21 protein-coding genes are annotated in these 22967 nt (G+C 61.4%); 15 read left to right on the forward strand and 6 right to left on the reverse strand.

From position 1 onward, the window contains the following. Nucleotides 1-76: 76 nt before the first annotated feature. The 5 genes from OZ411_RS16845 (at nt 77) to OZ411_RS16865 (ending at nt 7270) form a co-directional block, all read left to right on the forward strand. Entirely contained in the window at nt 77-1972 is a 1896-nt protein-coding gene (locus OZ411_RS16845) for a sigma-54-dependent Fis family transcriptional regulator (protein ID WP_282528859.1), read from the forward strand. Between the two features lie 174 nt (nt 1973-2146). Beyond that, nucleotides 2147-2935 carry a glucose 1-dehydrogenase gene (locus tag OZ411_RS16850; RefSeq protein WP_282528860.1) on the forward strand — a complete coding sequence of 263 codons (789 nt, stop codon included), beginning with the start codon at nt 2147-2149 and terminating at the stop codon, nt 2933-2935. A 229-nt stretch (nt 2936-3164) separates the two neighbouring features. Beyond that, complete coding sequence (locus OZ411_RS16855; protein WP_282528861.1) at nt 3165-4226, forward strand: hypothetical protein; 1062 nt, start codon at nt 3165-3167, stop codon at nt 4224-4226. A gap of 79 nt (nt 4227-4305) precedes the next feature. Continuing rightward, entirely contained in the window at nt 4306-5382 is a 1077-nt protein-coding gene (locus OZ411_RS16860; protein ID WP_282528862.1) for a 2,3-butanediol dehydrogenase, read from the forward strand. An 85-nt stretch (nt 5383-5467) separates the two neighbouring features. Continuing rightward, a complete protein-coding gene (locus tag OZ411_RS16865; RefSeq protein ID WP_282528863.1) occupies nt 5468-7270 on the forward strand; it encodes an NAD(P)/FAD-dependent oxidoreductase in 1803 nt (600 codons plus the stop codon). A gap of 55 nt (nt 7271-7325) precedes the next feature. Here the strand turns inward: OZ411_RS16865 and OZ411_RS16870 are convergent, their stop codons facing one another. From OZ411_RS16870 to OZ411_RS16885, 4 genes are all read right to left on the reverse strand, one after another. After that, the gene (locus tag OZ411_RS16870) at nt 7326-8360 is read right to left on the reverse strand and encodes an ABC transporter permease (protein WP_130579975.1); all 1035 of its coding nucleotides are present in this window, start codon (nt 8358-8360) and stop codon (nt 7326-7328) included. An 11-nt stretch (nt 8361-8371) separates the two neighbouring features. Continuing rightward, a complete protein-coding gene (locus OZ411_RS16875) occupies nt 8372-9874 on the reverse strand; it encodes a sugar ABC transporter ATP-binding protein (RefSeq protein ID WP_282528864.1) in 1503 nt (500 codons plus the stop codon). Nucleotides 9875-9883: 9 nt separating this feature from the next. Further along, nucleotides 9884-10906 carry a sugar ABC transporter substrate-binding protein gene (locus OZ411_RS16880; protein WP_282528865.1) on the reverse strand — a complete coding sequence of 341 codons (1023 nt, stop codon included), beginning with the start codon at nt 10904-10906 and terminating at the stop codon, nt 9884-9886. A 118-nt stretch (nt 10907-11024) separates the two neighbouring features. Next, nucleotides 11025-11432 carry a globin gene (locus OZ411_RS16885; RefSeq protein ID WP_282528893.1) on the reverse strand — a complete coding sequence of 136 codons (408 nt, stop codon included), beginning with the start codon at nt 11430-11432 and terminating at the stop codon, nt 11025-11027. 437 nt (nt 11433-11869) lie between these two features. Here OZ411_RS16885 and OZ411_RS16890 point away from each other — a divergent pair, with 437 nt between their 5' ends. The 8 genes from OZ411_RS16890 (at nt 11870) to OZ411_RS16925 (ending at nt 20715) form a co-directional block, all read left to right on the forward strand. Then, the gene (locus OZ411_RS16890; RefSeq protein WP_282528866.1) at nt 11870-12250 is read left to right on the forward strand and encodes a DUF2946 domain-containing protein; all 381 of its coding nucleotides are present in this window, start codon (nt 11870-11872) and stop codon (nt 12248-12250) included. Nucleotides 12251-12374: 124 nt separating this feature from the next. Next, nucleotides 12375-14732, forward strand: a complete 2358-nt coding sequence (locus tag OZ411_RS16895) for a TonB-dependent receptor (RefSeq protein WP_282528894.1) — start codon at nt 12375-12377, stop codon at nt 14730-14732. Between the two features lie 47 nt (nt 14733-14779). Then, nucleotides 14780-15970, forward strand: coding sequence for a sialidase family protein (locus OZ411_RS16900; protein WP_282528895.1), 1191 nt, complete (start codon nt 14780-14782; stop codon nt 15968-15970). Beyond that, complete coding sequence (locus OZ411_RS16905; RefSeq protein ID WP_282528867.1) at nt 15967-16470, forward strand: TlpA disulfide reductase family protein; 504 nt, start codon at nt 15967-15969, stop codon at nt 16468-16470. Before OZ411_RS16900 ends, OZ411_RS16905 begins: the two co-directional genes overlap by 4 nt. A gap of 31 nt (nt 16471-16501) precedes the next feature. Then, nucleotides 16502-17032 carry a copper chaperone PCu(A)C gene (locus tag OZ411_RS16910; protein WP_282528868.1) on the forward strand — a complete coding sequence of 177 codons (531 nt, stop codon included), beginning with the start codon at nt 16502-16504 and terminating at the stop codon, nt 17030-17032. Between the two features lie 301 nt (nt 17033-17333). Next, nucleotides 17334-18653: a proline--tRNA ligase gene (gene proS / locus OZ411_RS16915; protein WP_130577970.1), complete on the forward strand. Its 1320-nt coding sequence runs from the start codon at nt 17334-17336 to the stop codon at nt 18651-18653. 74 nt (nt 18654-18727) lie between these two features. Next, nucleotides 18728-20008, forward strand: a complete 1281-nt coding sequence (locus tag OZ411_RS16920; protein WP_130577969.1) for a lipoprotein-releasing ABC transporter permease subunit — start codon at nt 18728-18730, stop codon at nt 20006-20008. 8 nt (nt 20009-20016) lie between these two features. After that, a complete protein-coding gene (locus tag OZ411_RS16925; protein ID WP_028162765.1) occupies nt 20017-20715 on the forward strand; it encodes an ABC transporter ATP-binding protein in 699 nt (232 codons plus the stop codon). A gap of 10 nt (nt 20716-20725) precedes the next feature. Here OZ411_RS16925 and OZ411_RS16930 read toward each other — a convergent pair whose 3' ends face one another. Together OZ411_RS16930 and OZ411_RS16935 are read right to left on the reverse strand one after the other, a co-directional pair. Next, nucleotides 20726-21019, reverse strand: a complete 294-nt coding sequence (locus tag OZ411_RS16930; RefSeq protein WP_282528869.1) for a DUF3551 domain-containing protein — start codon at nt 21017-21019, stop codon at nt 20726-20728. Between the two features lie 139 nt (nt 21020-21158). Further along, nucleotides 21159-21455: a DUF3551 domain-containing protein gene (locus OZ411_RS16935; protein WP_282528870.1), complete on the reverse strand. Its 297-nt coding sequence runs from the start codon at nt 21453-21455 to the stop codon at nt 21159-21161. Between the two features lie 296 nt (nt 21456-21751). Between OZ411_RS16935 and OZ411_RS16940 the strand changes: the two genes are divergently transcribed. Together OZ411_RS16940 and OZ411_RS16945 are read left to right on the forward strand one after the other, a co-directional pair. Further along, complete coding sequence (locus OZ411_RS16940; RefSeq protein WP_130577966.1) at nt 21752-22501, forward strand: outer membrane beta-barrel protein; 750 nt, start codon at nt 21752-21754, stop codon at nt 22499-22501. A gap of 108 nt (nt 22502-22609) precedes the next feature. Further along, on the forward strand, nt 22610-22825 hold the full coding sequence (locus OZ411_RS16945) for a hypothetical protein (protein WP_282528871.1): 216 nt from the start codon (nt 22610-22612) through the stop codon (nt 22823-22825). Nucleotides 22826-22967: the final 142 nt, after the last annotated feature.

The raw sequence follows: 22967 nt of genomic DNA on the forward strand, positions 1-22967 counted from the left end.
ACTCGTGCAGACTGCCCGGCCTGGGAAAAAAGAGAAAATATGGTCGTGGCCGTTGGGAGGCAGCCCGGATTGTCGCATGTTTTCGCATTCTGACCATATCCGCGAAATCGAAAGCGTCAGTCTCGGCGCGGCAACCAACCGTGATGATATTGTTGTGCAGAGCTGGCTGCGCTGCATCAACCAACACCGGCTCGATCCGGCACAGGCTTGCGAAGCCTATATCGTGCCCGATACCGAGTTGCGTGAACACCGTCAGCAGTCGGAAGAACTCATATCGATCGCGCGGTCTGGACTTGAGAACCTGTTTCGGCAGGTCGCCGGCCAAAATTATGTGCTGCTGCTCTCGGATCGCCAGGGCGTGACGGTCGAATTTCTTGGAGATCCGCTGTTCGACAATAATCTGCGCAAGGCGGGGCTCTATCTTGGTTCCGAGTGGTCGGAATCCCGGGCGGGAACCTGTGCCGTCGGCGCCTGCATCGAAAGTGGGGATGCGCTAAGCATTCATCAGACCGATCATTTCGATAATACGCACACGCCGCTGTCCTGCACTGCTGCGCCGATCTACGATGTTCGGGGGGCGCTCGCGGCGGTGCTCGACATTTCGCTCCTGAGTTCTCCCATCAAGAAGGCAAGCCAGAATCTCGCGTTGCACCTGGTCACGGCGACCGTGCGGCGTATCGAGCTAGCCAACTTGATGGCGCAGGCAAGCCGGGAGTGGGTGCTGCGCTTCGCCCGGTCGCCGGAATTTCTGGACGTCGATCCCGAGGCGGCCATTTCCATCGACGGATCTGGACGCATCATCGGGATGACCAATGGTGGCGCCAAGATCTTGGCGCGTTCCGTGAGCCGCGACTGGCGCCAGTCCGGCGATCTGATCGGGCAGCCGATTTCACGCTTCTTTGAAATTGATATCAACGACCTGCCGAATTTGACACGGCAACGCCGGACGCAGGATCGCCTCGTCTTTGCCCGCGATGGCAACGCGCTGTTTGCCCATGCGATCGAACCGAACATCGCCGTGCGCGCGCCTACAAGCGTCCGGCACGAGATTCCAGCCTCGTTGCGCGATCTCGGCCGAGGCGATCCGCAAATCGGAGTTCTTCAGGTCAAGGCTGCAAAACTCGCCGCAAGGCCATTGTCGATCCTCATTCAGGGTGAAACGGGGACGGGCAAGGAATATCTCGCCCGTGCGATCCATGACAGCAGCGCCGTCAAGGGCAGGTTTGTAGCCGTCAATTGTGCGGCGATTCCCGAGCAGTTGATCGAAGGCGAATTGTTCGGTCATGTTCCGGGGGCGTTCACCGGGGCCAACGCCAAGGGCCGCAAGGGTCTGATTGAAGAGGCTGACGGCGGCACGTTGTTCCTCGACGAGATCGGTGACATGCCGCTACCGCTCCAGAGCCGGTTGTTGCGTGTGCTCGCGGAGAAGGAGCTGATGCCGATCGGTGCGACCCGTCCGAAGCCGGTCGATGTTCGCGTGATCTCCGCCTCTCACCGCATGATCGAAACGCTCGTGAAGGACGGACGTTTTCGCGAGGACTTGTTTTACCGGTTGAACGCCGCAACGCTTTTCTTGCCTCCGTTGCGAGGGCGATCTGACTTTGCGTGGCTTCTGGGCAAGATCGTGGAGAGGCATCGGGCGAAGGAAGGCTCGCTGGCCGTGTCCCCGGCAGCGCTCGATGCGCTTGAGGCATACGCCTGGCCTGGCAATATCCGTGAGCTGGACAATGTCATCTCAGTCGCCGCGGCGCTCTGCCAAAATGGAGTCATCGAACCTCACGATCTTCCCGAGGCCTTGCTGAAAACGACCGGCGTCGCACAGGCGAAAGAACCGCATTCGCAGAAAACGATGCTGGAAACGGTGCTTGCGGCCTGCGGCGGGAATGTTTCGGAAGCCGCGCGCAGGCTGGGTGTCGACCGGTCCACCGTTCATCGTCAAATCAAACGATACGGTTTGAACCAACCTACCTGACGTTGTCGCGGTGAGACTGCAACAGGTGTGGCATCTGTTGCAGGCCTTGCAACAGTAGCGCTCCCTGTTTCACCTGAAAACGAAGGATTTCTTCGGGTTTTGCCGTTGGCACGGCGATTGCTCCTTTCATTTGCAAGCATTCGTAAGAGTGCAACAGCAAATGGGAGGATTTTCATGTCATTCGATCTCGAGGGGCGCGCGATTGTCGTGACCGGATCCGGCCGCGGCATCGGCGAAGCCATCGCACGCGGCCTTGCGGCGGATGGGGCACTGCTGACGATCGCGGACATTGACGAAGGCAATGCTTCGACAGTCGCGGAAGGAATTCGCGCCGCAGGCGGCAAGGCGATCGCCGTCCGCGTCGATGTCACCGACCGCGACAGCGTCAAGGCCATGATCGCCGCGACGGTGAAGGCGCACGGCAAGCTGGATGTGATCTTCAACAATGCGGGCATAGCGCAGACGAAGCCGTTCCTGTCCATCACCGAACAGGATTGGCGCAGGGTCATGGATACCAACGGTCTTGGCGTTCTCATCTGCATGCAGGAGGCGATCAAGCAGATGATCGCGCAGGGCCACGGCGGCAAGATCATCAACACCGCCTCCATCGCGGGCAAGCAGGGTTATGAGCCGCTGGCTCACTATTCGGCCAGCAAGTTCGGCGTCGTGGCGTTGACGCAGGCGGCGGCCCGCGCCTTCGGAGCTCAGAAGATCAACGTCAATGCGATCTGTCCGGGTGTCGTGGCGACGGACATGTGGAAGCTCATCGACAAGGGCTTCAAGGACGAGGGGTTGACCTCGCGCGACAACGAAGCCTTCGAGACGTTCTCTGCCGGGATTTTGCTCGGGCGTCCATCCGCGGCGGACGATCTCTGTGGTGTTGCGCGATTCCTGGCGTCATCCGCATCCGACTACATGACCGGCCAAAGTCTCGTCGTCGACGGAGGCTTGGTTCTTATCTGAGGTCGCGCCGAGCTGAGGCGTCGGGCCTCGCCGCGACAAATGGAGCGGCGTTTTCTGTCGCTGCAATGAAAGGACTAGCAAAGGCGACGCCGTGAAATGAAGCGAACTCTGGACTCGGGACACTAGTGCGTTTGTGGAAAGCGGTTCGCGAAGAAACCGCATCAAAACAAAAACCAGAACCCCGGCTTGATTCCATCAACGCCGGAAAGGCTCCAGGAGGGAAACAAACATGCAGTATGCGATCGAGGTTGCGCCATTCCGGCTAAATTCGTCGGTCAAGGGATTGGCGTTGGTCTACGGGCTCACCATTCTTTCGTGTTTCATCGTCAACCTGATCGTCAAGGCGATGCCGATCGGACCATGGAGCAGCGATCAGATCAGCCAGATGTTCTGGCTAGATAACGTCACCTGGCAATTGCTCAGTCTGTGGTGGGCCCTGCTGTCGATCGTATGTTGCGGCTGGCCGTTTGATCGAATCAAGAGCAATCTCGCGCGCGGATTTGTCATCGTTGCAGCTTCGTGGGTCTTGGGCTGGCTATCGGCAAAGTCGATCTACTGGAGCGGGCTTGGCGCCGATTGGATATTTCCGATCGTCGGATGCATCTTCTTCTTTCTGGCGTTCTTTTCATTCACGGGTGAGAACTGGATCGTGGCGGGTATGCCGCCGTACCGGCAGTTTTTCATTCTGCTGGTTCTGATCGGCTCCTGCACCTATCTCGTCACGAGCTCGGTGGTACGGTGGATACCGGCTTGGTGGTTTCCCTTCGTGCAGATGGGGGCCGCTACGGGACTCCTCGCATACTGGACGCGGGGGATGAAACAACCGGGTCGAGGGTTTACACAGATGGCGATCCTCTTCCTGACCGTGCTTCTCTGCCTATGGGTCAGCCGCTACTTGGGGCTGTGGGATTCCGCTAAGCCCGGCGTCGGGAATTTCTGGTCCATCGGATACTTCACCGACGATCAATACTGGCTGCTGTGGTTCATGGTCGCCTGCTCGGTTACCTATGGCGTTTTGATCCCCATTCACAACTGGCCGTTCTCCCAGATTCCCATGCCGTGGGGTGGATTGGCGGCGTCCGGCTTTTGCCTGTTGCTCGCCTATCTGGTGACGAAACTCTTGTTCGACCTGATCGGGCCGGTTTTCGGCAACATCAGTGAAGCCTTCACCTACGGCTACATGGGCACGCACTGGTCCTTCATCGTTCCGATGCTGTTCGGCTACGGCCTGGCTGAGCCCTATCTCTGGAAGGGACAGAGGACGCCAGGCTCTTGGGACGATGTCCCGTGAGGATGAGAGAGGCGCCGAACTGGGCAACTCGCGATCATATGCAGCAAACCACCAACGCAAATACTTACAGGAGCAAAGAATGAAAGCCTTACGATTTCATGCAGCCAAAGATCTGCGTCTCGATACGATTCCAATACCATCGGAAACGCCTGCCACAGGTCAGGTGCTGATCCGGAACCGCTTCGTCGGCATCTGCGGCACTGACCTGCACGAGTATGCTTACGGGCCGATCTTCATCCCCGTCGAACCGCATCCGTTTACAGGCGCCAGCGGGCCGCAGGTTCTCGGTCATGAATTCGGCGGCGTGGTCGAAGCGGTCGGGAAGGGCGTCACATCGGTAAAGCCGGGCGACCGCATATCGGTTCAGCCGTTGATCATGCCACGCTCCGGCGACTATTTCGCCGACCGCGGTCTCTTCCATCTCAGTTCGCAACTTGCATTGGCGGGGCTGAGCTGGGTGTCCGGCGGAATGGCGGAATATGCCCTGCTCAACGAATATAACGTTGAGAAGATCCCGGACGAGATGACTGATGAGGAAGCTGCGCTTGTCGAGCCGACGGCGGTGGCCGTCTACGCCTGCGACCGCGGTGGCGTGACGGCAGGCAACAGCGTGCTGGTAACCGGCGCGGGCCCAATCGGGATATTGACGCTGCTGGCTGCGCGGGCGGCGGGTGCTGCTCAGCTTTTCGTTTCAGATATCAACAACGCGCGACTGAAATTCGCCAAGTCCATCTTGCCTGACGTCGTCACCATTAATCCGAAGCGCGACAATCCCGGCGATGTGGTCCGCTCGTTGAGCGAAGGCAATGTCGGCTGCGACGTCGCGATCGAATGCGTCGGCAACGAGCAGGCTCTCAAAGCTTGCACGGACGCGGTGCGGAAGCAGGGGGTGGTGGTGCAGACCGGTCTTCATCCCCACGAAAATCCGCTCGACTGGTTCCAGGTCACCTTCAAGGACATCGATATACGCGGCTCGTGGGCCTATCCGACGCATTACTGGCCGCGTGTTATCAGGCTGATCAGCACCGGTCTGCTTCCGGCGAAGAAGGTGGTGACCAAGAAGATCACGCTGGATCAGGCGGTCGGAGAGGGTTTCGACGTGCTGCTCGATCCTGCCGGTCAGCATCTGAAAATCCTGATCGATCTGACGAAATAGCTTCTGCGAAAGGCGCGGTCGCTCGCCAGGCATGGCGAGCGCCGCATTGACTGACATTACCAAATACAAGAGAGAGGAGACGACTATGCTGGACAATAGCCCTCACACCAAGGTGGAGGCTGCCCTCGGTAAGCTGGAGGACGCGCTCGCCAGCGGCGAGATTGATGTCGCGGTGAATCTGTTTCAGGCCGACTGCTACTGGCGCGATCTCGTGGCCTTCACCTGGAACCTGCGCACCATGGAAGGCCAGGGCCAGATCCGGGAGATGTTGACGACGCAGCTCGCCGGCATCAAACCGCGCCATTTTCGTCAGGATCCAAGCAATCCCGCGAGCGAAGCCGACGGCGTCGCGGATGGTTGGTTTGAATTCGAGACCGAAGTGGCGCGTGGCTACGGCCATATCCGGCTGAAGAACGGGCTGATATGGACGCTGCTCACGACCTTGACGGAACTGAAAGGCCACGAGGAGCCGAAAGGGCCGATGCGGCCCATGGGGGCCGAGCACGGCAGCGACCCTAGTCGCAAGACCTGGAAGGAAAAGCGCGAACAGGAGACCGCCGAACTCGGCATCAAGACGCAACCTTACGTCCTTATTGTCGGCGGCGGTCAGGGCGGCATCGCCCTTGGCGCACGATTGCGGCAGCTCGGCGTGCCGACCATTATCATCGAGAAGAACGAGCGGCCGGGCGATAGCTGGCGCAAGCGCTACAAGTCGCTCTGCCTGCACGATCCCGTCTGGTACGATCATTTGCCGTACATCCCGTTCCCGGAGAACTGGCCGGTGTTCGCGCCGAAGGACAAGATCGGCGATTGGCTGGAAATGTACACGAAGGTCATGGAGCTGAACTACTGGAGTTCCACGACGTGCAAATCCGCCAAGTACGACGAGAGGGCAAAGGAGTGGACGGTCGTCGTCGAGCGTGGCGGCAAGGAGATCGTGCTGAAGCCGAAACAGCTCGTGCTGGCGACCGGGATGTCGGGCAAGGCAAACATCCCGAAGTTCAGGGGGCAGGATGTTTTCAAGGGCGAGCAGCAGCACTCGTCGCAACATCCGGGACCGGACGCCTACAAGGGAAAGAAGGTGGTTGTCGTCGGATCCAACAACTCCGCGCACGATATCTGCGCGGCGCTCTGGGAGGCCGGGGCCGATGTGACGATGTTGCAACGCTCGTCAACCCACATCGTGAAATCGGACTCGCTGATGGAAATTGGCCTTGGCGATCTCTATTCCGAGCGTGCCGTCACCTCAGGCATGACGACCCGCAAGGCGGATCTGATTTTCGCCTCGCTCCCCTATCGCATCATGCACGAATTCCAGATCCCGATTTACAACGCCATTCGTAAGAAGGACGAAGCGTTCTACAAGCGGCTGGAAAAGGCCGGCTTCATGCTGGATTTCGGCGACGACGAGTCCGGCCTGTTCATGAAATATCTGCGCCGCGGCTCCGGATATTACATAGATGTCGGAGCCTGCGATCTCGTTGCCGATGGAAGGATCAAGCTGGTGAGCGGCGTGAACGTTCGCGAGCTCAAGGAGCATTCGATTCTGTTGGATGATGGCCGCGAGCTGGATGCGGATCTGATCGTTTACGCCACCGGCTACGGCTCGATGAACGGTTGGGCCGCGGACCTGATCTCCAAGGACGTGGCCGACAAGGTCGGCAAATGCTGGGGACTCGGCTCCAACACGACCAAGGATCCTGGCCCGTGGGAAGGCGAACAGCGCAACATGTGGAAACCGACGCAACAGGAAGGTCTCTGGTTCCACGGCGGCAATCTGCACCAGTCGCGCCACTATTCCCAGTATCTTTCATTGCAGCTAAAGGCCCGAAAGGAGGGACTTGCGACGCCGGTTTACGGCCTGCAGGAAGTCCATCATCTTTCCTGAGGTGCATTGACGCGATGGCGTGCGGCGATTCATGTCGCCGCACGCCATCGGTTCGCTACTCCGCCGCTCTTGCACGCAGCCGCTGCGCATAGACGTTGATGACGAGCGCGGCGAGCAGGATCAGGCCGCGGATCAGGATCTTCAGGAAGCTGTCGATGTTGACATGGTCGAGGCCGTTGTTGAGCACGCCCAATACGAACAGTCCGACAATGGTGTTGCCGATGCCGCCGCGGCCGCCGAACAGACTGGTGCCGCCGACCACCACAGCGGCGATCGAATCGAGCAGGTAGGTGTCGAATTCGTTCTGCTGCGCGCTGCCGAAATGCGCGACGCCCAGCATGCCGGCGATGCCGGAGCAGACCGCGGAGATCACCATAACGCTGCCGAGGATCAGCTTGACGTTGAGGCCGGAATATTCGGCCGCTTCGCGATTGCCGCCGACCATGTAGACGTAGCGGCCGAAGCGGGTGTAGGTGAGCACCAGGTGGCCGGCGAGCAGCATCACCGCCGCGACGATCACGATCCATGGAATGCCGCCGATCGAGCCGGAACCGAGCGTCGTGACCAGGTCCGGCACCTTGTAGGCGATCTGGCCGCGCACCAGCAGCGCCGAGATGCCGGCCGCGATCTGCATCATCGCCAGCGTCATGATGAAAGAGGGGATGCCGATCACGGTCAGCCCCAGCGCATTGACGAGGCCGAGCAGTGCGCAGAGCGCCAATGACAGGAGGATCGCCGCCCAGCCCGGCAGCGGGACATTGGCGATGTTCACATAGGATTCCTGCAGCGTGAAATAGGCAACGGCAATGCCGGTGACATTGGCGATGGCTGCGATCGAGAGATCGATCTCCGCGCACAGGATCACGAAGGTCAGTCCGACGGCGATGATGCCGGTCACGGAGACTTGCGTCAGGATGTTGCCGAGATTGTCGAGGGTTGCGAAGGAGGGGCTCGCGATCGCGAAGAACCCGCTCAGGCAGATCAGGGTCAGGAACGGCGCGATGTTGCGCATCTGCGAGCGGAGGATCGCAGCCGCGCTGCGCTGTCCACCGCGATGCACTGATGCAGTCACTCCTTCGCTGGTCGCCATGCTGTTCTCCGTCAGGCTGCCTCAAGCAGGCGGTCCTTGCTGACCACCTCACCCGCAAACTCGCGCACCACGGCGCCACGCTTCAGGACAATGATACGATCGGCCAGCGACAACACCGTCTCAGGTTCGGTCGAGAGCACGATGATGGCGAGCCCCTTGGCGCTGAGCTCGCGGACGATGTTGATGACATCGTTCTTGGCTCCGACATCCATGCCGCGGGTCGGCTCGCACAGCACCAGCACCCGCGGCGGATAGCTCAGCCATTTGGCGAGCGCGACCTTCTGCTGATTGCCGCCCGAGAGCATGCCGAGATCGAGCTCGACCACCGCAGGGCGGATCTGCAACTGATCGACCTGCCGGACGGCAATCGACCGCTCGCGCGCCGGCTTGAGCAGAAGCGCGGATATCCGATCGAGCACGCTGATCGAGATGTTCTTATAGACCGGCTCCTGGTGGAACAGCATCGCGCGGCGGCTCTCGGGAACGAAGGCGATGCCGGCGCGCCGGGCGGCGGCCGTGCTGGCGAAGGCTTTACGGTCGCCGTCGATGAGCACCACGCCGCTATCGGGCTTGATCTTGCCAAACAGGACGCGCGCCAATTCGAGCTGACCGCACCCCATGAAGCCGTAGATGCCGAGCACTTCGCCGGCGCGCACCTCGAATGAGACGTCCTGAACGCTGCGGGCGAGCGAGAGTGCGTCGGCCTTCAGGACCACGGGGCGGTTACCGCGCGGCGGCAGCGTGATGTCGTGCGCATAGGTCTCTTCCAGCGCTTCGCGGCCCTTGCCGATCATCGCTTCGATCAGGGCAGCCTTGCTCGTCGCGACGGCCTCCGTTTCGTGGACCTTCCGTCCGTTGCGGAACACAGTCACGGTGTCGGAGATGCGCAGGATGTCCTCGATGAAATGGGAAATGAAGACGATGCCGGTGCCCTCGTCGCGCAGCCGTCGCAAGGTCGCGAACAACCGCTCGACCTCGGGTGGGGAGAGCGCAGAGGTCGGCTCGTCCAGGATGATGATGCGGGCGCCGGAAAACAGCACGCGGGCGATCTCGATCAGTTGCTGCAGGCCGATCGGCAGATCGCCGAGCCGCGTCATCGGATCGACGTCGATGCCGAAACGCGCAAGCTGCTCGCCCGCCTCGCGCGCCATTCTCCGCCATTGAACCAGGCCGAAACGGTTGGTCGGCTGGGTACCGAGAAAGACGTTTTCGGCGACGGAAAGATCGGGCGCGACGCTGAGCTCCTGATGCACCATGGCGATGCCGGCCGCATGGGCATCGCGTGCCGAGCGGAAACGGACCTCGCGCCCGTCGAGTGCGATGTGGCCGGAGAATTCCGGATGCACGCCGGCGATGATCTTCATCAGCGTACTTTTTCCAGCGCCGTTCTCGCCGACGAGACCGTGGATCTCGCCGGCATAGAGCGCGAAGTCGACCCCACGAAGCGCTTCGACACCGCCGAAAGCCTTCGTGATCTCCCTCAGTTCGAGGATGGGTGAGCGTCCCTGTGGCATGCGGGCGGCTCAGATCAGGAAATGATCCTCCATCCATTGCATCCCCGCGGCGTTGGCCTTGGTTACGACAGGGCCGTCGGTCACCACGCTCTTTGGAATGCCCTGTCCGCTCTTCTCGCCCGCGGTCACCGCGGCAACGCCGGCGATGATGGCGCCGCCGTGGATGCGGCAGGATGGATTACGAACGGTTGCGAACATGCGGCCTTCGCTCACCGCCTGGATCGCCGGCGGCATGGCGTCGACCCCGCCGATCAGGATGTTGGTACGGTTGCGCGCCTTCATGATGTTGTAGGCGGCGAGCGCCATGTCGTCATTGTGGAAGAAGGCGGCGTCGATCTGCGGATATTTGGTGAGATAGGTCTCCCACAGACGCGCGGTCTTGGAGACGTCCCAATCGGCCGGCTGGGTATCGAGCACCTCGATGTTCGGATACTGCTTCACGACAGAGTTGAAGCCCTTGGCGCGGCCCTGCGCGCCGGTGTGGCCGAGCGCGCCTTGCGTCATGATGATCTTGCCCTTGCCGCCGATGGCGTTGACGAGCGCCTGCGTCACCGAGGAGCCCATGAATTCGTTGTCGGGGGCGAGGAAGGAATGGACGTTGATCTGATCGAGCGGAGCGATCAGCGTATCCATGTCGATGACGGGAATGCCGGCGTCGATCATCTTCTGCACCGGCTGGGTCAGCGTGCCGATGCCGAATGCCTGGATGGCGACGAAGTCCCATTTCTGCGACGCCATGTTGTCGATCGCGGCGCGCTGCTTGACTGCATCGAGCTGGCCATCGAACCAGGTGACCTCGACGTTGAAGAGCTTGCCCCAGTATTCGGCCGCCTGTTTGCCTTGCGCGCACCAGGTAGCCTGCAGGCCTGCGTTGGAGAACGCAGCCTTCAGCGGTTTCTCGGAACGTCCAACTTCGGCCGCGAGCGCGCGGCTCACGCCAATCCCGCCGAGCAGCGCGGCGGCTGCGCCGCCGGCTGCCGCTGTCTGAAGAAGATCGCGCCTGGTCCTTGAGGATGTGTCCTTCCCTGGCATCGCACGCTCCCTGATATCTGTTTTTGGCGCCGTCGGCGTCGGTTGCACGCGCCGCGGATCAGGCAAAGTCTGTCACAATCGGAGCGTTCATGCCAACGGTTCCGATTCGGCGGCTGCGCTAGCCAACGTCCGGCATCACGATGCTTTCGATTTCGCGCAGCAATTTTTGCCACGCAGCATCGATTTCGACCGTCCACTCCACGCCAAGAATTTCTCGGAGCGCGCCCGCAATGACGGTGAAGAACGCGACGAACAATTCTCTCGGCGTGCCGTAAGCGTCGTGCGAGGCGACCTCGCATTCGATCATGCGGAAGTTGCCGCGCCGCTCGCCGGCGAAATTGAGAATCGCTTCGATGGTCAGCGCCAGCATCGAGCCTTTGACGAGCTCGCTGCCTTCGGTGCGAAACATCGCCGTTGCTTCGGGATGCGCTTCGAACAAGCGACGATAGACCAGCGGCGTCAGATCATCACAGCGCGCCGCCGCAAGTTCGAAGCTGCGCTCGATCGGATTTGCCGATGACATGATCAGCGATCGCGATGGCCTAAAGAAAAAAGAGCAGGGCACCAAGCCCTGCTCGAGAAATTGTGTCGACCCTATTTTCCCCAAAAATTCGGATTTGATCTTGATTGATGGGGTGACGCTGCTTCCGCGCGCCGGGCTCCTCCCGAGACTTGGACCACCAGACCGTCCGCCCTGTGGCTGGCCTGAGCCCGAATTGGTAGACCATCTTTTTTGTTTTGTCATCAATTTCAGCAACGATTGTTCAAAATTCGAGCAATTTGCGAAATGATTGGGATTTCGCCACTGCCGGTTGTAGAGCTGCAGTCAGGACCCGTCGCGGGGTAAAGGGGTAGGGCGCGGGCGGACACTTGGTCCCAGCCGATTATTCCTTGCGCCGGGACAAAAAGGCGGCGTTTCCACTCTCGACTCCGGCTGGGCGCAATGATTAGTTCCGCCATCGGATGGGTTTTGCGATGCGCCGGCGGCTGAAGAATTTTCTGCCCGTTTTCCTGATTGCGCTGATGGTGCAAGTCTTTGCGCCGATCGCAGCCTGTTGGGCGGCCGGAATCGCCGCTTCCGATCCGCTGGCTGCGGCCATCATCTGTCATGACAACACCGCCGGTTCCGGCGAAACCGACCCGGGCGGGCCGCACGTCCGAGACGGCTGCTGCTCGATCTGTAATGTGCTGCAGACCGGCACTCCGGTCGATCCACCCGAGATGACCGCCGGCGTTATCGAGCGGTCGCCCGAACAGGTGGCATGGCTCGATTTCGTGTCCCGCCTGGCGGATGTGCGGGCACGCTCCCACGCGCAGGCACGCGCCCCACCATCGATTTCCTGACTGCCGTTCGCTGCCGGTGCGCCTTCGCTGCGCCGGTTGACGCCGTCATTCAAGCCGGCCGCAGAGCCGGTGTCAGGAATTTCCTCCCATGTTACGCCTCGCTTTCCTGAGCGGTGCCGGCACAATGGTGCTTGGTGCCATGCTCGCCACCGATCCATCCCCGGCAACAGCGCAAACTGCCTTGCCGCCGGTCAACGTGGATGCACCCCGAGAAGCCCGCGCCAAGCCCGCGAAACCGAAGCCGGTGGGGCGCACGCTCGCCGCCCGGCCGCGGGTGACGCCGCCGAGGACCACTACCATCCCGACCGTCGTCGTGCAGCGCGACGTTGCGCCCTCGGTTCTGCGCGACGGGCTCAACCAGGCTCCCAGTGGCCAAACCCAAACCACCGTCGACCGCAGCCAGTTCGACAACCGGCCGGCGTTCTCGGTCGGAGACGTGCTGAGAGAGAGCCCCGGCATCTCGATCAAGCAGGGCAACGGGCCGCGCGACGTCGGCATTTCGATCCGCGGATCAAACGCCCGCAACGGCTTCGGGATTCGCAACCTCGTCATCATCGAGGACGGTTTTCCGGTCACCCAACCGGACGGACTGTCGCGCAGCGACCTGATCGATCCGCACGCCTATGGCGCAATCGACGTCATCCGCGGACCATCCTCGGCGCTGTTCGGCAACTACGCGACCGGCGGTGCGCTGAATTTCCGGACGCGGCCGGGCGGCACGATCGACGGTGTCGAATACGGCGTCGACGGCGGCAGCTTCGGTTACTTGAACAACTATCTGGCCGCAGGCAAGAAGGTTGGCAATTTCGAGGGCTCGTTGTTTGCGAGTGATGCGCGCGGCGACGGTTACATCAGCAATAGCTGGTTCAACACCCAGACGGTGAATTTCCTCGGCACGCTGCAGGCCACGCCCGATGACCGCTTCACGGTCAAGTTCATCAACAACGACCTGAGTGCGCGGCTGCCGATCCGGCTGTCGCTGAATCAGTACAACCAGAACCCTTTCCAGAGCGGCTGCGTGACCGGGGCCACCGCGGCACTCGGCTGCGCAACGGTGCCGCTGTTCAACAACGGCTTCAACGCGGCGGCGGGAATCGACAGGGAGACTGCGCTGCAGGCGGGGCTCGGCCGTAACGATCGTCGCACCATCGTCGGTGGCCGCTGGGAGCATGATTTCGACAATCAGACCACCTGGCGCAACCAGTTCGTGTTCGACGACCGCAACATCAATCAGCCGACCGGAGCGACCAGCGCAATCGGCGATTTCCCGTCCTACAACTATATGAGCGACATCACGCGGCGCGGCGAGATCCTTGGCATGGACTCGACCACCTATTTCGGGGGCTGGTACAACACGCTCGCCGCCTCCAGCGATACGCGCAATGTCGCGCCGGGCGGCAATGCCACGCTTGGAGCGCTATCCAGCAATCTGTACAGCGATACATCCAACTACGGCGTTCGCGCGCGACAGGAACTCAAGCTCAACCCGTCGCTCACGGCGATCGCGGGCATTGGATGGGAAACGACCAACCTCAAGGGAAGGAACACGGCGTACACCTATACTGGCCCGACGGGGATCACGACAACGACGGTGACGACCGCCGATCGGCAGTTCCAGAACACTGCGCCGGAGCTTGCGCTTCTCTACAGGCTGAACAGCGAGTGGCAATTCCGCGGCAGGGTGGCTACCGGATACGGGACGCCGCAGGTCGGAAACCTCTTTGTGCTGTCAAACGGTCAGAACGGCAACAATACAGGGCTGCAGGCGCAGAAAAACCTCGGTTACGATCTGGGCTTCGACTGGACGCCGAACAGCGCGCTCAAGCTGAGCGCCACCGGCTTCTACGAGTTTTTCAAGGATGAACTGGTGTCGCAGGCAACTCCGGTCGGAGCGCCCAATGCGAGCTATATGTTCAATGCGCCGCGATCCGAGCATCGCGGCGTGGAGCTTGCCGCCGACTGGCGGTTCCTCCCGGGCTGGCGGCTGACGGCGGCCTACACCTATCTCGACGAGGTCTATACGGAGTACGTCGAGAACATCACCAATGGTGCGGTGTTCGGCTTCAACCGCGCGGGAAACAAGATCCCCGGCATCTCGCCGAACGAATTGACCGCACGGCTTTCCTACGACCAGTTGTCCGGGCCGCTTCGCGGTCTCGGCGCGTTCGTGGAAGTGCAGTGGAAGGACTCCTTCTACATGGACAACGCCAATCTCCTGAAGGCGCCCGGATATGAGCTGGTCAACCTCAATGTCCACTACGGCACCGACCTGGTCTCGGACTATTTCAAGGCGATCAACCTCTATTTCGAGGTGCGGAACGTCTTTGACCGGACGTACGTGGCTTCCGCCAACAACATTGCTGATGCGGTGACGGCGGGGGGCATTCAAAACCCCGCGAGCGTGCTGGCCAACACCACCGGCTCGATCTATGCCGGAGCGCCAAGAACGTTTGTGGCCGGCATGAAACTGGCGTTCAAATGAGGTGCGTTGTCATGAGAGACGTGAGACCTGTTCTCGGTGCTGCTGCCATGGCCGCCGCCTTCATCCTCTGGCACGGTAGCGCATTCGCGCAGATGAACCATCAGCACGCGTCGGAAGCCGCATGCGAGGAGACGGTCCTGCGCTGCGCGAGCAAGGTTACGCCCGTGTTCAGTTCCGACGGCGCGCTTTGGCTGGTCTGGATGGCCGGCGGTCAGATCTCCGTTGCAAGTTCGAAGGACGAAGGAAAGACCTTCTCTTCGCCGGTACAGGTCACGCGCGAGAACCTTAATCTGGATTGGGGACCGGACGCCCGTCCGAAGATCGCCGTCGATGGCAAGGGGCGGATTGCGCTGGTGTTCTCGATCTTCAGGGACAAGGCCTTCAACGGTCAGGTGCTCACGACGCAATCGACCGATGGCGGGAAAAGCTTTGCTCCCTTGCATCCGATCACCGCTGATAACGAGAGCCAGCGCTTCGAGGCCATTGCCTTCGAGCCTGACGGCACCGTGTTGGCGGCCTGGCTCGACAAGCGCAACCGCGTGCCGGCGCGGCAGAACGGCAAGGCCTACGATGGCGCGGGCCTGTTCTTCGCGACGTCGAAGGACGGCGGTTCGACTTACTCCGACGCGCAGCTCGTCGCCGACAACACCTGCGAATGTTGTCGCCTCGGCCTAGCCCTGGATGGCAGCGGCCGCCCGGTCATCCTATTCAGGAATATCTTTGAGGGCGGTGTCCGCGATCATGCAGTCGTCACCTTCTCAGGTCCGGCCTCGCCGGGGGAGGTCCACCGCGTCAGCCGGGATGACTGGCAGATCGCGGCCTGCCCGCATCACGGACCGAGCCTGTCAATCTCGCCAAACGGAACCTATCATGTCGCCTGGTACACGAACGGCAAGGCGCGTAAGGGGCTGTTCTATGCGCGCTCGACCGATGGCGGAAAAACCTTCTCGGATCCGCTGGCGATCGGCGAGCGCAGCCGAAGCCCGTCGCGGCCTCAGGTCATCGCCGGACCGGAAGGGCTTGTGATGGTCTGGAAGGAGTTCGACGGTGAGAAAACCGAGGTGAAGCTGATGACGTCACAGGATGATGGAGCGACCTGGTCGACATCCAGGGTGATCGCCAGCACGACCGACAATTCCGACCATCCGCTGCTCGTCTCGGACAACCGGCGAGTCTATCTCTCCTGGATGACGAAGGCCGATGGATACCGTTTCCAACCAATCGAGAGAGAGCCATGAAACGCGAACTGCTTGCCGCAGCATTTCTGTTGGGGACGCTTTCCGCCGCAGCAACCGCGGAGGACGCCGAGCTCAAGTCATTCGAACGCGGAAGCTGGCAGCAGATTCTGCGTTCACACGCCGGTCGTCCTACCCTGGTTCATTTCTGGGGCGTGACCTGTGGTCCATGCAAGGTCGAGTTACCCCAGCTCGGCAAGTTCATGAAGGATCATCCTGGAATCGATGTGGTCACGATCAGTGCGGACCTGGTGCCCAATCTCCCGGAGGCGACGCAATCGATGCTGCAGAAAGCGGGGCTCTCCGCGGCCGAGAACTGGATGTTCAGCGATGGCTTTGCCGATCGGCTGCGATTTGAAATCGATCCGGCCTGGCAGGGCGATATTCCGCGCACGATGCTGATCGCGCGCGGCGGCGCAGTCACGACGATCGAGGGAGCGGCCGAGATGCCGGAGCTCGACAAATGGGCACAAGGACAGGCCGCGACGACGGGATCAAGATAACAAGTCAATCTGAAATACGGGATAGAACAACATGAAAAAACGCTCTTCCATCATTACGCTCGCTCCTCTCCTGGCCATCTTGCTCGGTGTCCCGGCGCAGGCCGAAGACATCAAGGCCGGCGATCTCGTCATCAGCCAGGCTTGGAGCCGGGCGACGCCGAGCGGCGCGAAGGTCGCTGGCGGCTATCTCACGATCGAGAACAAGGGCTCGTCACCGGACCGGCTGGTGGGGGCCTCCGGCGATATCGCCGGCAAGCTCGAGGTGCATGAGATGGCGACGGAGAACGGCGTGATGAAGATGCGCCCGTTGGAGAAGGGTCTCGTGATCGAGCCCGGCAAGACCGTCAAGCTCGCGCCCGGCGGCTATCATCTGATGATGTTCGACCTGAAGAATCCGCTGAAGCAGGGCGACACGGTGCCGGTCACGCTCGAATTCGAGAAGGCGGGCAAGGTGACATTGTCGCTCGACGTGCAGGCTGTCGGAGCGACGGCGCCGGGCGGCGACCATGGCGGTCACATGGAGATGAAGAAGTCGCACGATCATTCCGGCAGCAAGATGTGAGGCCGGGCAAGAGGCGCTTGAGGTTGTAGGGTGGGCAAAGCGCAGCGTGCCCACCGCTACGAGTGGAATGTTTGATGGTGGGCACGCTGCGCTTTGCCCACCCTACAGGTCGGCCAGATTTAGGGTGAACGTCCGGTAAGGTTTGCTTTACCCACCCCCGGCGATCTCATTACAAATCGGCGCAATGCCCGCAAATCGGCTTATTTGGCGGCTTTTTCGCAAGTACCGGCCTTGTGTTTTCGTATCCGATCCGGTTTCACTGCGTTTCTCTTGCCTCCTCAACTGATTCCTGAGTGCGCCCATGCGATTGTCGCGGTTTTTCCTGCCTATCCTGAAAGAAAACCCGAAAGAGGCGGAGATCGTCTCGCATCGCCTGATGCTGCGCGCCGGCATGATCCGGCAGGAGGCCGCGGGCATCTATGCCTGGCTGCCGCTCGGCTTCAAGGTCCTGCAGAAGATCGAGCAGATCGTGCGCGAGGAGCAGGACCGCGCCGGCGCGCTGGAACTGATGATGCCGACCCTGCAACTCGCCGACCTCTGGCGCGAGAGCGGCCGCTACGACGCCTACGGCCCGGAAATGCTGCGCATCACCGACCGCCACAAGCGCGAGCTGCTTTACGGGCCGACCAACGAAGAAATGATCACGGAAATCTTCCGTGCCTATGTGAAGTCGTATAAGAGCCTGCCGCTCAATCTCTACCACATCCAGTGGAAGTTCCGCGACGAGCAGCGCCCGCGCTTCGGCGTGATGCGCGGCCGCGAGTTCCTGATGAAGGACGCCTATTCCTTCGATCTCGACGAGGCCGGCGCGCGGCGCACCTACAACAGGATGTTCGTCGCTTACCTGCGCACGTTTGCGCGGATGGGGCTGAAGGCGATCCCGATGCGCGCCGAAACCGGGCCGATCGGCGGCGACTTGAGCCATGAATTCATCGTGCTGGCGGAGACCGGCGAGTCCGGCGTGTTCTGCAACAGCGACGTGCTCGATTTGCCGATTCCGCCCGATGATGTGGACTACGACGGCGATCTCACTGACATCATCAAGCAGTGGACCTCGGTCTATGCCGCGACCGAGGACGTCCATGACGCCGCGCGCTTCGAGAGTGAGGTGCCGGCGGAGAAGCGGGTGCATACGCGTGGCATCGAGGTCGGCCAGATCTTCTATTTCGGCACCAAATATTCCGACAGCATGAAGGCGCTGGTCGCGGGCCCCGACGGCGCGGAAGTGCCGATCCATGGCGGTTCCTATGGCGTCGGCGTCTCGCGGCTGGTCGGCGCCATCATCGAGGCCTGCCACGATGATGCCGGCATCAAATGGCCGGAAGCGGTTGCGCCGTTCAAGGCGGCGATCCTGAACCTGAAGCAGGGCGATGCCGCCGTTGATGCGGCCTGCGAAAAGCTCTACGCGGATTTGAAGGCCAAGGGCGTCGACGTGCTCTATGACGATACTGATCAGCGCGCCGGCGCGAAATTCGCCGCCGCCGACCTGATCGGCATCCCCTGGCAGGTCCTGGTCGGCCCGAAAGGCCTTGCCGAAGGCAAAGTCGAGATCAAGCGGCGCAGCGACGGCACGCGCGAGAACCTCACGCTCGACGACGCGCTTGTGAAGATCGCGGGATAGCGTTTATCCACCGCACCCGCGTGCGGTTGGCCAGTCCGGCCACATTTGGCCCCGAATCATGGGATTATCGACACATGGATGAGGCCATGACCGAAAAAGTCCGCACCCCGCCTTTTGCGCCCTTCGAATGGCTGCTGTCCGGACGTTACCTGCGGGCGCGTCGCAGGGAAGGTTTCATTTCCGTGATTGCCGGCTTTTCCTTTCTCGGCATCATGCTCGGCGTCGCCACGCTGATCGTGGTGATGGCCGTGATGAACGGCTTCCGCAAGGAATTGCTCGACAAGATCCTCGGCCTCAATGGCCATCTCCTGGTCCAGCCGCTGGAATCGCCACTCACCGACTGGAAGGATGTCGCCGAGCGCATCAGCCAGGTGCAGGGTGTCCGGCTTGCGGCGCCCGTGGTGGACGGCCAGGCGCTGGCGTCCTCCGCCTTCAATGCCTCCGGCGTGCTCGTGCGCGGCATGCGGGCGGAAGACCTGAACAACCTGTTCTCGATCGCGAAGAACATCAAGCAGGGCAGCCTCGAGAATTTCGACGAAGGGCAGGGGGTCGCGATCGGCCGCCGCCTGGCCGATCAATTGTCGCTGCATGCCGGCGACAGCATCACCCTGGTGGCCCCGCGCGGTGCGGTGACGCCGATGGGGACGACGCCGCGCATAAAGCCTTACAAGATCGCGGCGGTGTTCGAGATCGGCATGTCCGAATATGACTCGGGTTTCGTGTTCATGCCGCTTGCGGAATCGCAGGCCTATTTCAACCGCAACAATGACGTCACCGCGATCGAGATATTCACCACCAATCCCGATCGCATCGACACGTTTCGCAAGACCGTGACGGAAGCCGCGGGACGGCCGGTGTTCCTGGTCGATTGGCGGCAGCGCAACTCGACCTTCTTCAACGCGCTACAGGTCGAGCGCAACGTGATGTTCCTGATCCTGACCATGATCGTATTGGTCGCGGCGCTCAACATCGTCTCCGGCCTGATCATGCTGGTAAAGGACAAGGGACAGGACATCGCGATCCTGCGCACGATGGGTGCGTCGCAAGGATCGATCATGCGCATCTTCCTGATCACGGGCGCCTCGATCGGTGTCGTGGGCACCATCGTCGGTTTCCTCGTGGGCATGCTGATCTGCGTGAACATCGAATCGATCCGGCAATTCCTGTCCTGGCTCACCAGCACCGAATTGTTCGACCCGACGCTCTACTTCCTGTCGAAGCTGCCGGCCGAGATCGATTTCGGCGAAACCACGGCCGTCGTCATCATGGCGCTGACGCTATCGTTCTTGGCGACGCTTTATCCGTCGTGGCGGGCCGCGCGGCTCGATCCCGTCGAAGCACTGCGCTACGAGTGAGGGCTGAGATGGCGGAGGGGGCGCAAGATGTGCCGGTCATCTATCTCCACGACATCAAGCGCCAGTACCGGCAGGGTGAGGCGACGCTGACGATTCTGGACGGCGCCAAGCTCGCGCTGTGGCCGGGACAGTCCGTGGCGCTGGTGGCGCCGTCCGGCTCGGGCAAATCGACGCTCCTGCACATCGCGGGCCTGCTCGAGACCCCCGACGACGGCGAAGTCTATGTCGGGGGCACGCCGACCTCGCAAATGTCGGATATCGATCGCACCCAGATCCGCCGCACCGATATTGGTTTCGTCTATCAGTCGCACCGGCTGTTGCCGGAATTCTCCGCGCTGGAGAACGTGATGCTGCCGCAGATGATCCGCGGCCTCAAACGCTCCGAGACCGTGAAACGCTCGACCGAGATCTTGTCCTATCTCGGCCTCGGCGACCGCATCAAGCATCGGCCGGCCGAGCTTTCCGGCGGTGAGCAGCAGCGGGTCGCCATTGCGCGCGCGGTCGCGAATGCGCCACGAGCGCTGCTGGCCGACGAGCCGACCGGCAACCTTGATCCGCAGACTGCTGACCACGTCTTCAACGCGCTGATGCAACTGGTGAAGGCGACGCGGGTTGCGATGCTGATCGCGACCCACAACATGGACCTTGCCGCCCGAATGGACCGCCGCGTGTCGCTGGCGAACGGGCAGGTGGTCGAGCTTGATTAAGGACAGGGGTTCAGTAGGCCCGGCGATAGCGTTTGTGACGCCGCGGTGACGAATCGACATACGCGTTAGCCGCGTAACGATAAGGGTAGGCGTTGGCCGCGTAAGGATTGACCACGCATTGGGCCGCCCGGCCCGACGCGGACATCGCGCATTGGGGCAGCGAGGTGTAGCTGCATTCGTAGTAGGTGACGGGGCCGTAGACGTGCAGGCAGACCGGATAATTCGGGTCATAGATCTGCGCGCGGGCGGATGATGCCGCCGCGACCGCGCCAAGCGTCAGGATCGCCAACATCGGAATGCGCATCGGTTCCTCCCGCGTCAGGACGACTATTCCGTCCTCCCATCGCTAACCCCACTCGGAACAGAGTATTCGCGGGCGGGACCGTCAAGTCACGTTCCCGCGCCGATCATTTGCCCTTCGCGGAGCGGAGGTGCGCTCCGACTCAATCGTTGAAAGGCTCGAAGAAGGGGACTACGGGCTGGGGCGGCGGCAGAGGACGGCGCGAAGCCCGCCGGCCGTTGCTGTCGCCGGCATAGAAGGGGTTGGGAATGCACCACAGGAAGCGGCCGGACGCCGTTGCCTGGCATTGCTCGTAGCTGGTAAAGGTGCAGTTGCTGAGCCCGGGATGTTCGTTCCCCTGGATACAGAATGGATAGCGCGTGCCGACCGCTGCGGCCGGCGCGGTTCCAAGGGTGCCGATCCCCGCGGCCGCGGACAAAACCAGGATTACGTTGCGCATCTCTTCTCCTTGATCGCAGCTCGTCGCTCGTCAGCCGATCCAAGCCGTACAACCGAGAGGACGTCAAACAAATATGCAACACAAGGAGTGTGGCGAAGGCCGAAGTGTGAATTTTTTGTGGCAGGGGAACGGTACGATCTTCGGGGCTAAGTGTAAGTAATACAACATTAACTCACGTTTTCGTCAGAATCGTTTCACCGCATCTGTTGCAGCCAAGTTACAGCAATTTTGAGGAACCGTGTTTATTGAGGCGCGTGAAGACCGTGGGGTCATCACATCTGGAACGGGAAATAAAAATGAAAAAGGTTTTGCTTGTAACGGCGAGCTTGGTCGCCCTTGGCGCCGCTGCGCCCGCGGTCGCCGCGGATCTCGCTGCGCGTCCTTACACCAAGGCTCCGCCGATGGTCGCCGCCATTTACGACTGGAGCGGCTTCTACATCGGCGTCAACGGCGGCTGGGGCTCGAGCCACAACACCTGGACCAACACGTCGGTCTTCGGTTTCGGCGTCGGTGAAGGTTCCCATGATGCGACCGGCGGTACGGTCGGTGGCCAGCTCGGCTATCGCTGGCAGGCCGGCAACTGGGTGTTCGGTGTCGAAGGCCAGGGCAACTGGGCCGACTTCAGCGGCTCGAACGTCAGCCTCATTGCACCTGCTGTCACCAATCGCTCCAAGATCGATGCCTTCGGCCTGATCACCGGCCAGGTCGGTTACGCCTGGAACAACGTGCTGCTCTACGCGAAGGGCGGTGCTGCGGTCACCAACAGCAAGCACGAGGGCTCGGTCCTTGGCGTGACCCTTGATAGCGTCGAAAAGACCCGTTGGGGTGGCACCGTCGGCGCCGGCGTCGAATTCGCCTTCGCTCCCGGCTGGTCGGCTGGCGTCGAATACAACCATCTGTTCCTCGACACCGAGAGCCACACCTTCGTCAGCCCGATTCTCGGCGTGACGCGTATCGACGACATCAAGCAGGACGCCGACCTCGTCACCGTCCGCTTGAACTACAAGTTCGGCTTCGGCGGCGCTCCGCTTATCGCGAAGTACTGATCCTCGCGAAACCAACGCGGCACAATCAGCCCCGGGCAATTTGCCCGGGGCTTTTTTCTTGGTTTGCCGTCGGTCGGCCCCTGATCATTCTCGGCGCGCGGCGCGAAAATGCCGCGATCGCGGCGCATCGTCAGCGCCATGCTGAAATCCGACGTGCAATGTCCGAGATGCGAAGCCGGTTACCGCCGCATCGAGGTCGATTCGCTTCCCGGCCAGCCGGGGGAATTCCGTTGCCTGGTCTGCGACGAACTCCTCGAGCGCTACAGCGAGAAGCCCTACGTCGCTTACAGGCTGACGGTCCAACCAGAAAAAGTGTTCGGATGACCTCGCCGGTTGCGGCCGCGCATTAACCACCCGCTTCATTCGCGTTCGCTTCTCCTCGCCAAACCGATGCTCGGCCTTGACTCCAGGAACAAATGAGGAACAATGTTCCTCGTATGTTCTCATCAAGGAGACGGCCGATGTT

The sequence above is a fragment of the Bradyrhizobium sp. Arg237L genome, assembly GCF_029990105.1.
Lineage (GTDB): Bacteria > Pseudomonadota > Alphaproteobacteria > Rhizobiales > Xanthobacteraceae > Bradyrhizobium.

Coding starts and splice junctions, on each gene's coding strand:
- OZ411_RS16910 (WP_282528868.1), top strand. CDS start 16,502: ATGAAAAAACGCTCTTCCATCATTACGCTCGCTCCTCTCCTGGCCATC.
- OZ411_RS16905 (WP_282528867.1), top strand. CDS start 15,967: ATGAAACGCGAACTGCTTGCCGCAGCATTTCTGTTGGGGACGCTTTCC.
- OZ411_RS16945 (WP_282528871.1), top strand. CDS start 22,610: ATGCCGCGATCGCGGCGCATCGTCAGCGCCATGCTGAAATCCGACGTG.
- OZ411_RS16935 (WP_282528870.1), bottom strand. CDS start 21,455: ATGCGCAACGTAATCCTGGTTTTGTCCGCGGCCGCGGGGATCGGCACC.
- OZ411_RS16850 (WP_282528860.1), top strand. CDS start 2,147: ATGTCATTCGATCTCGAGGGGCGCGCGATTGTCGTGACCGGATCCGGC.
- OZ411_RS16870 (WP_130579975.1), bottom strand. CDS start 8,360: ATGGCGACCAGCGAAGGAGTGACTGCATCAGTGCATCGCGGTGGACAG.
- OZ411_RS16875 (WP_282528864.1), bottom strand. CDS start 9,874: ATGCCACAGGGACGCTCACCCATCCTCGAACTGAGGGAGATCACGAAG.
- proS (WP_130577970.1), top strand. CDS start 17,334: ATGCGATTGTCGCGGTTTTTCCTGCCTATCCTGAAAGAAAACCCGAAA.
- OZ411_RS16920 (WP_130577969.1), top strand. CDS start 18,728: ATGGATGAGGCCATGACCGAAAAAGTCCGCACCCCGCCTTTTGCGCCC.
- OZ411_RS16925 (WP_028162765.1), top strand. CDS start 20,017: ATGGCGGAGGGGGCGCAAGATGTGCCGGTCATCTATCTCCACGACATC.
- OZ411_RS16930 (WP_282528869.1), bottom strand. CDS start 21,019: ATGCGCATTCCGATGTTGGCGATCCTGACGCTTGGCGCGGTCGCGGCG.
- OZ411_RS16865 (WP_282528863.1), top strand. CDS start 5,468: ATGCTGGACAATAGCCCTCACACCAAGGTGGAGGCTGCCCTCGGTAAG.
- OZ411_RS16860 (WP_282528862.1), top strand. CDS start 4,306: ATGAAAGCCTTACGATTTCATGCAGCCAAAGATCTGCGTCTCGATACG.
- OZ411_RS16845 (WP_282528859.1), top strand. CDS start 77: ATGTTTTCGCATTCTGACCATATCCGCGAAATCGAAAGCGTCAGTCTC.
- OZ411_RS16900 (WP_282528895.1), top strand. CDS start 14,780: ATGGCCGCCGCCTTCATCCTCTGGCACGGTAGCGCATTCGCGCAGATG.
- OZ411_RS16880 (WP_282528865.1), bottom strand. CDS start 10,906: ATGCCAGGGAAGGACACATCCTCAAGGACCAGGCGCGATCTTCTTCAG.
- OZ411_RS16940 (WP_130577966.1), top strand. CDS start 21,752: ATGAAAAAGGTTTTGCTTGTAACGGCGAGCTTGGTCGCCCTTGGCGCC.
- OZ411_RS16855 (WP_282528861.1), top strand. CDS start 3,165: ATGCAGTATGCGATCGAGGTTGCGCCATTCCGGCTAAATTCGTCGGTC.
- OZ411_RS16895 (WP_282528894.1), top strand. CDS start 12,375: ATGGTGCTTGGTGCCATGCTCGCCACCGATCCATCCCCGGCAACAGCG.
- OZ411_RS16890 (WP_282528866.1), top strand. CDS start 11,870: ATGGGTTTTGCGATGCGCCGGCGGCTGAAGAATTTTCTGCCCGTTTTC.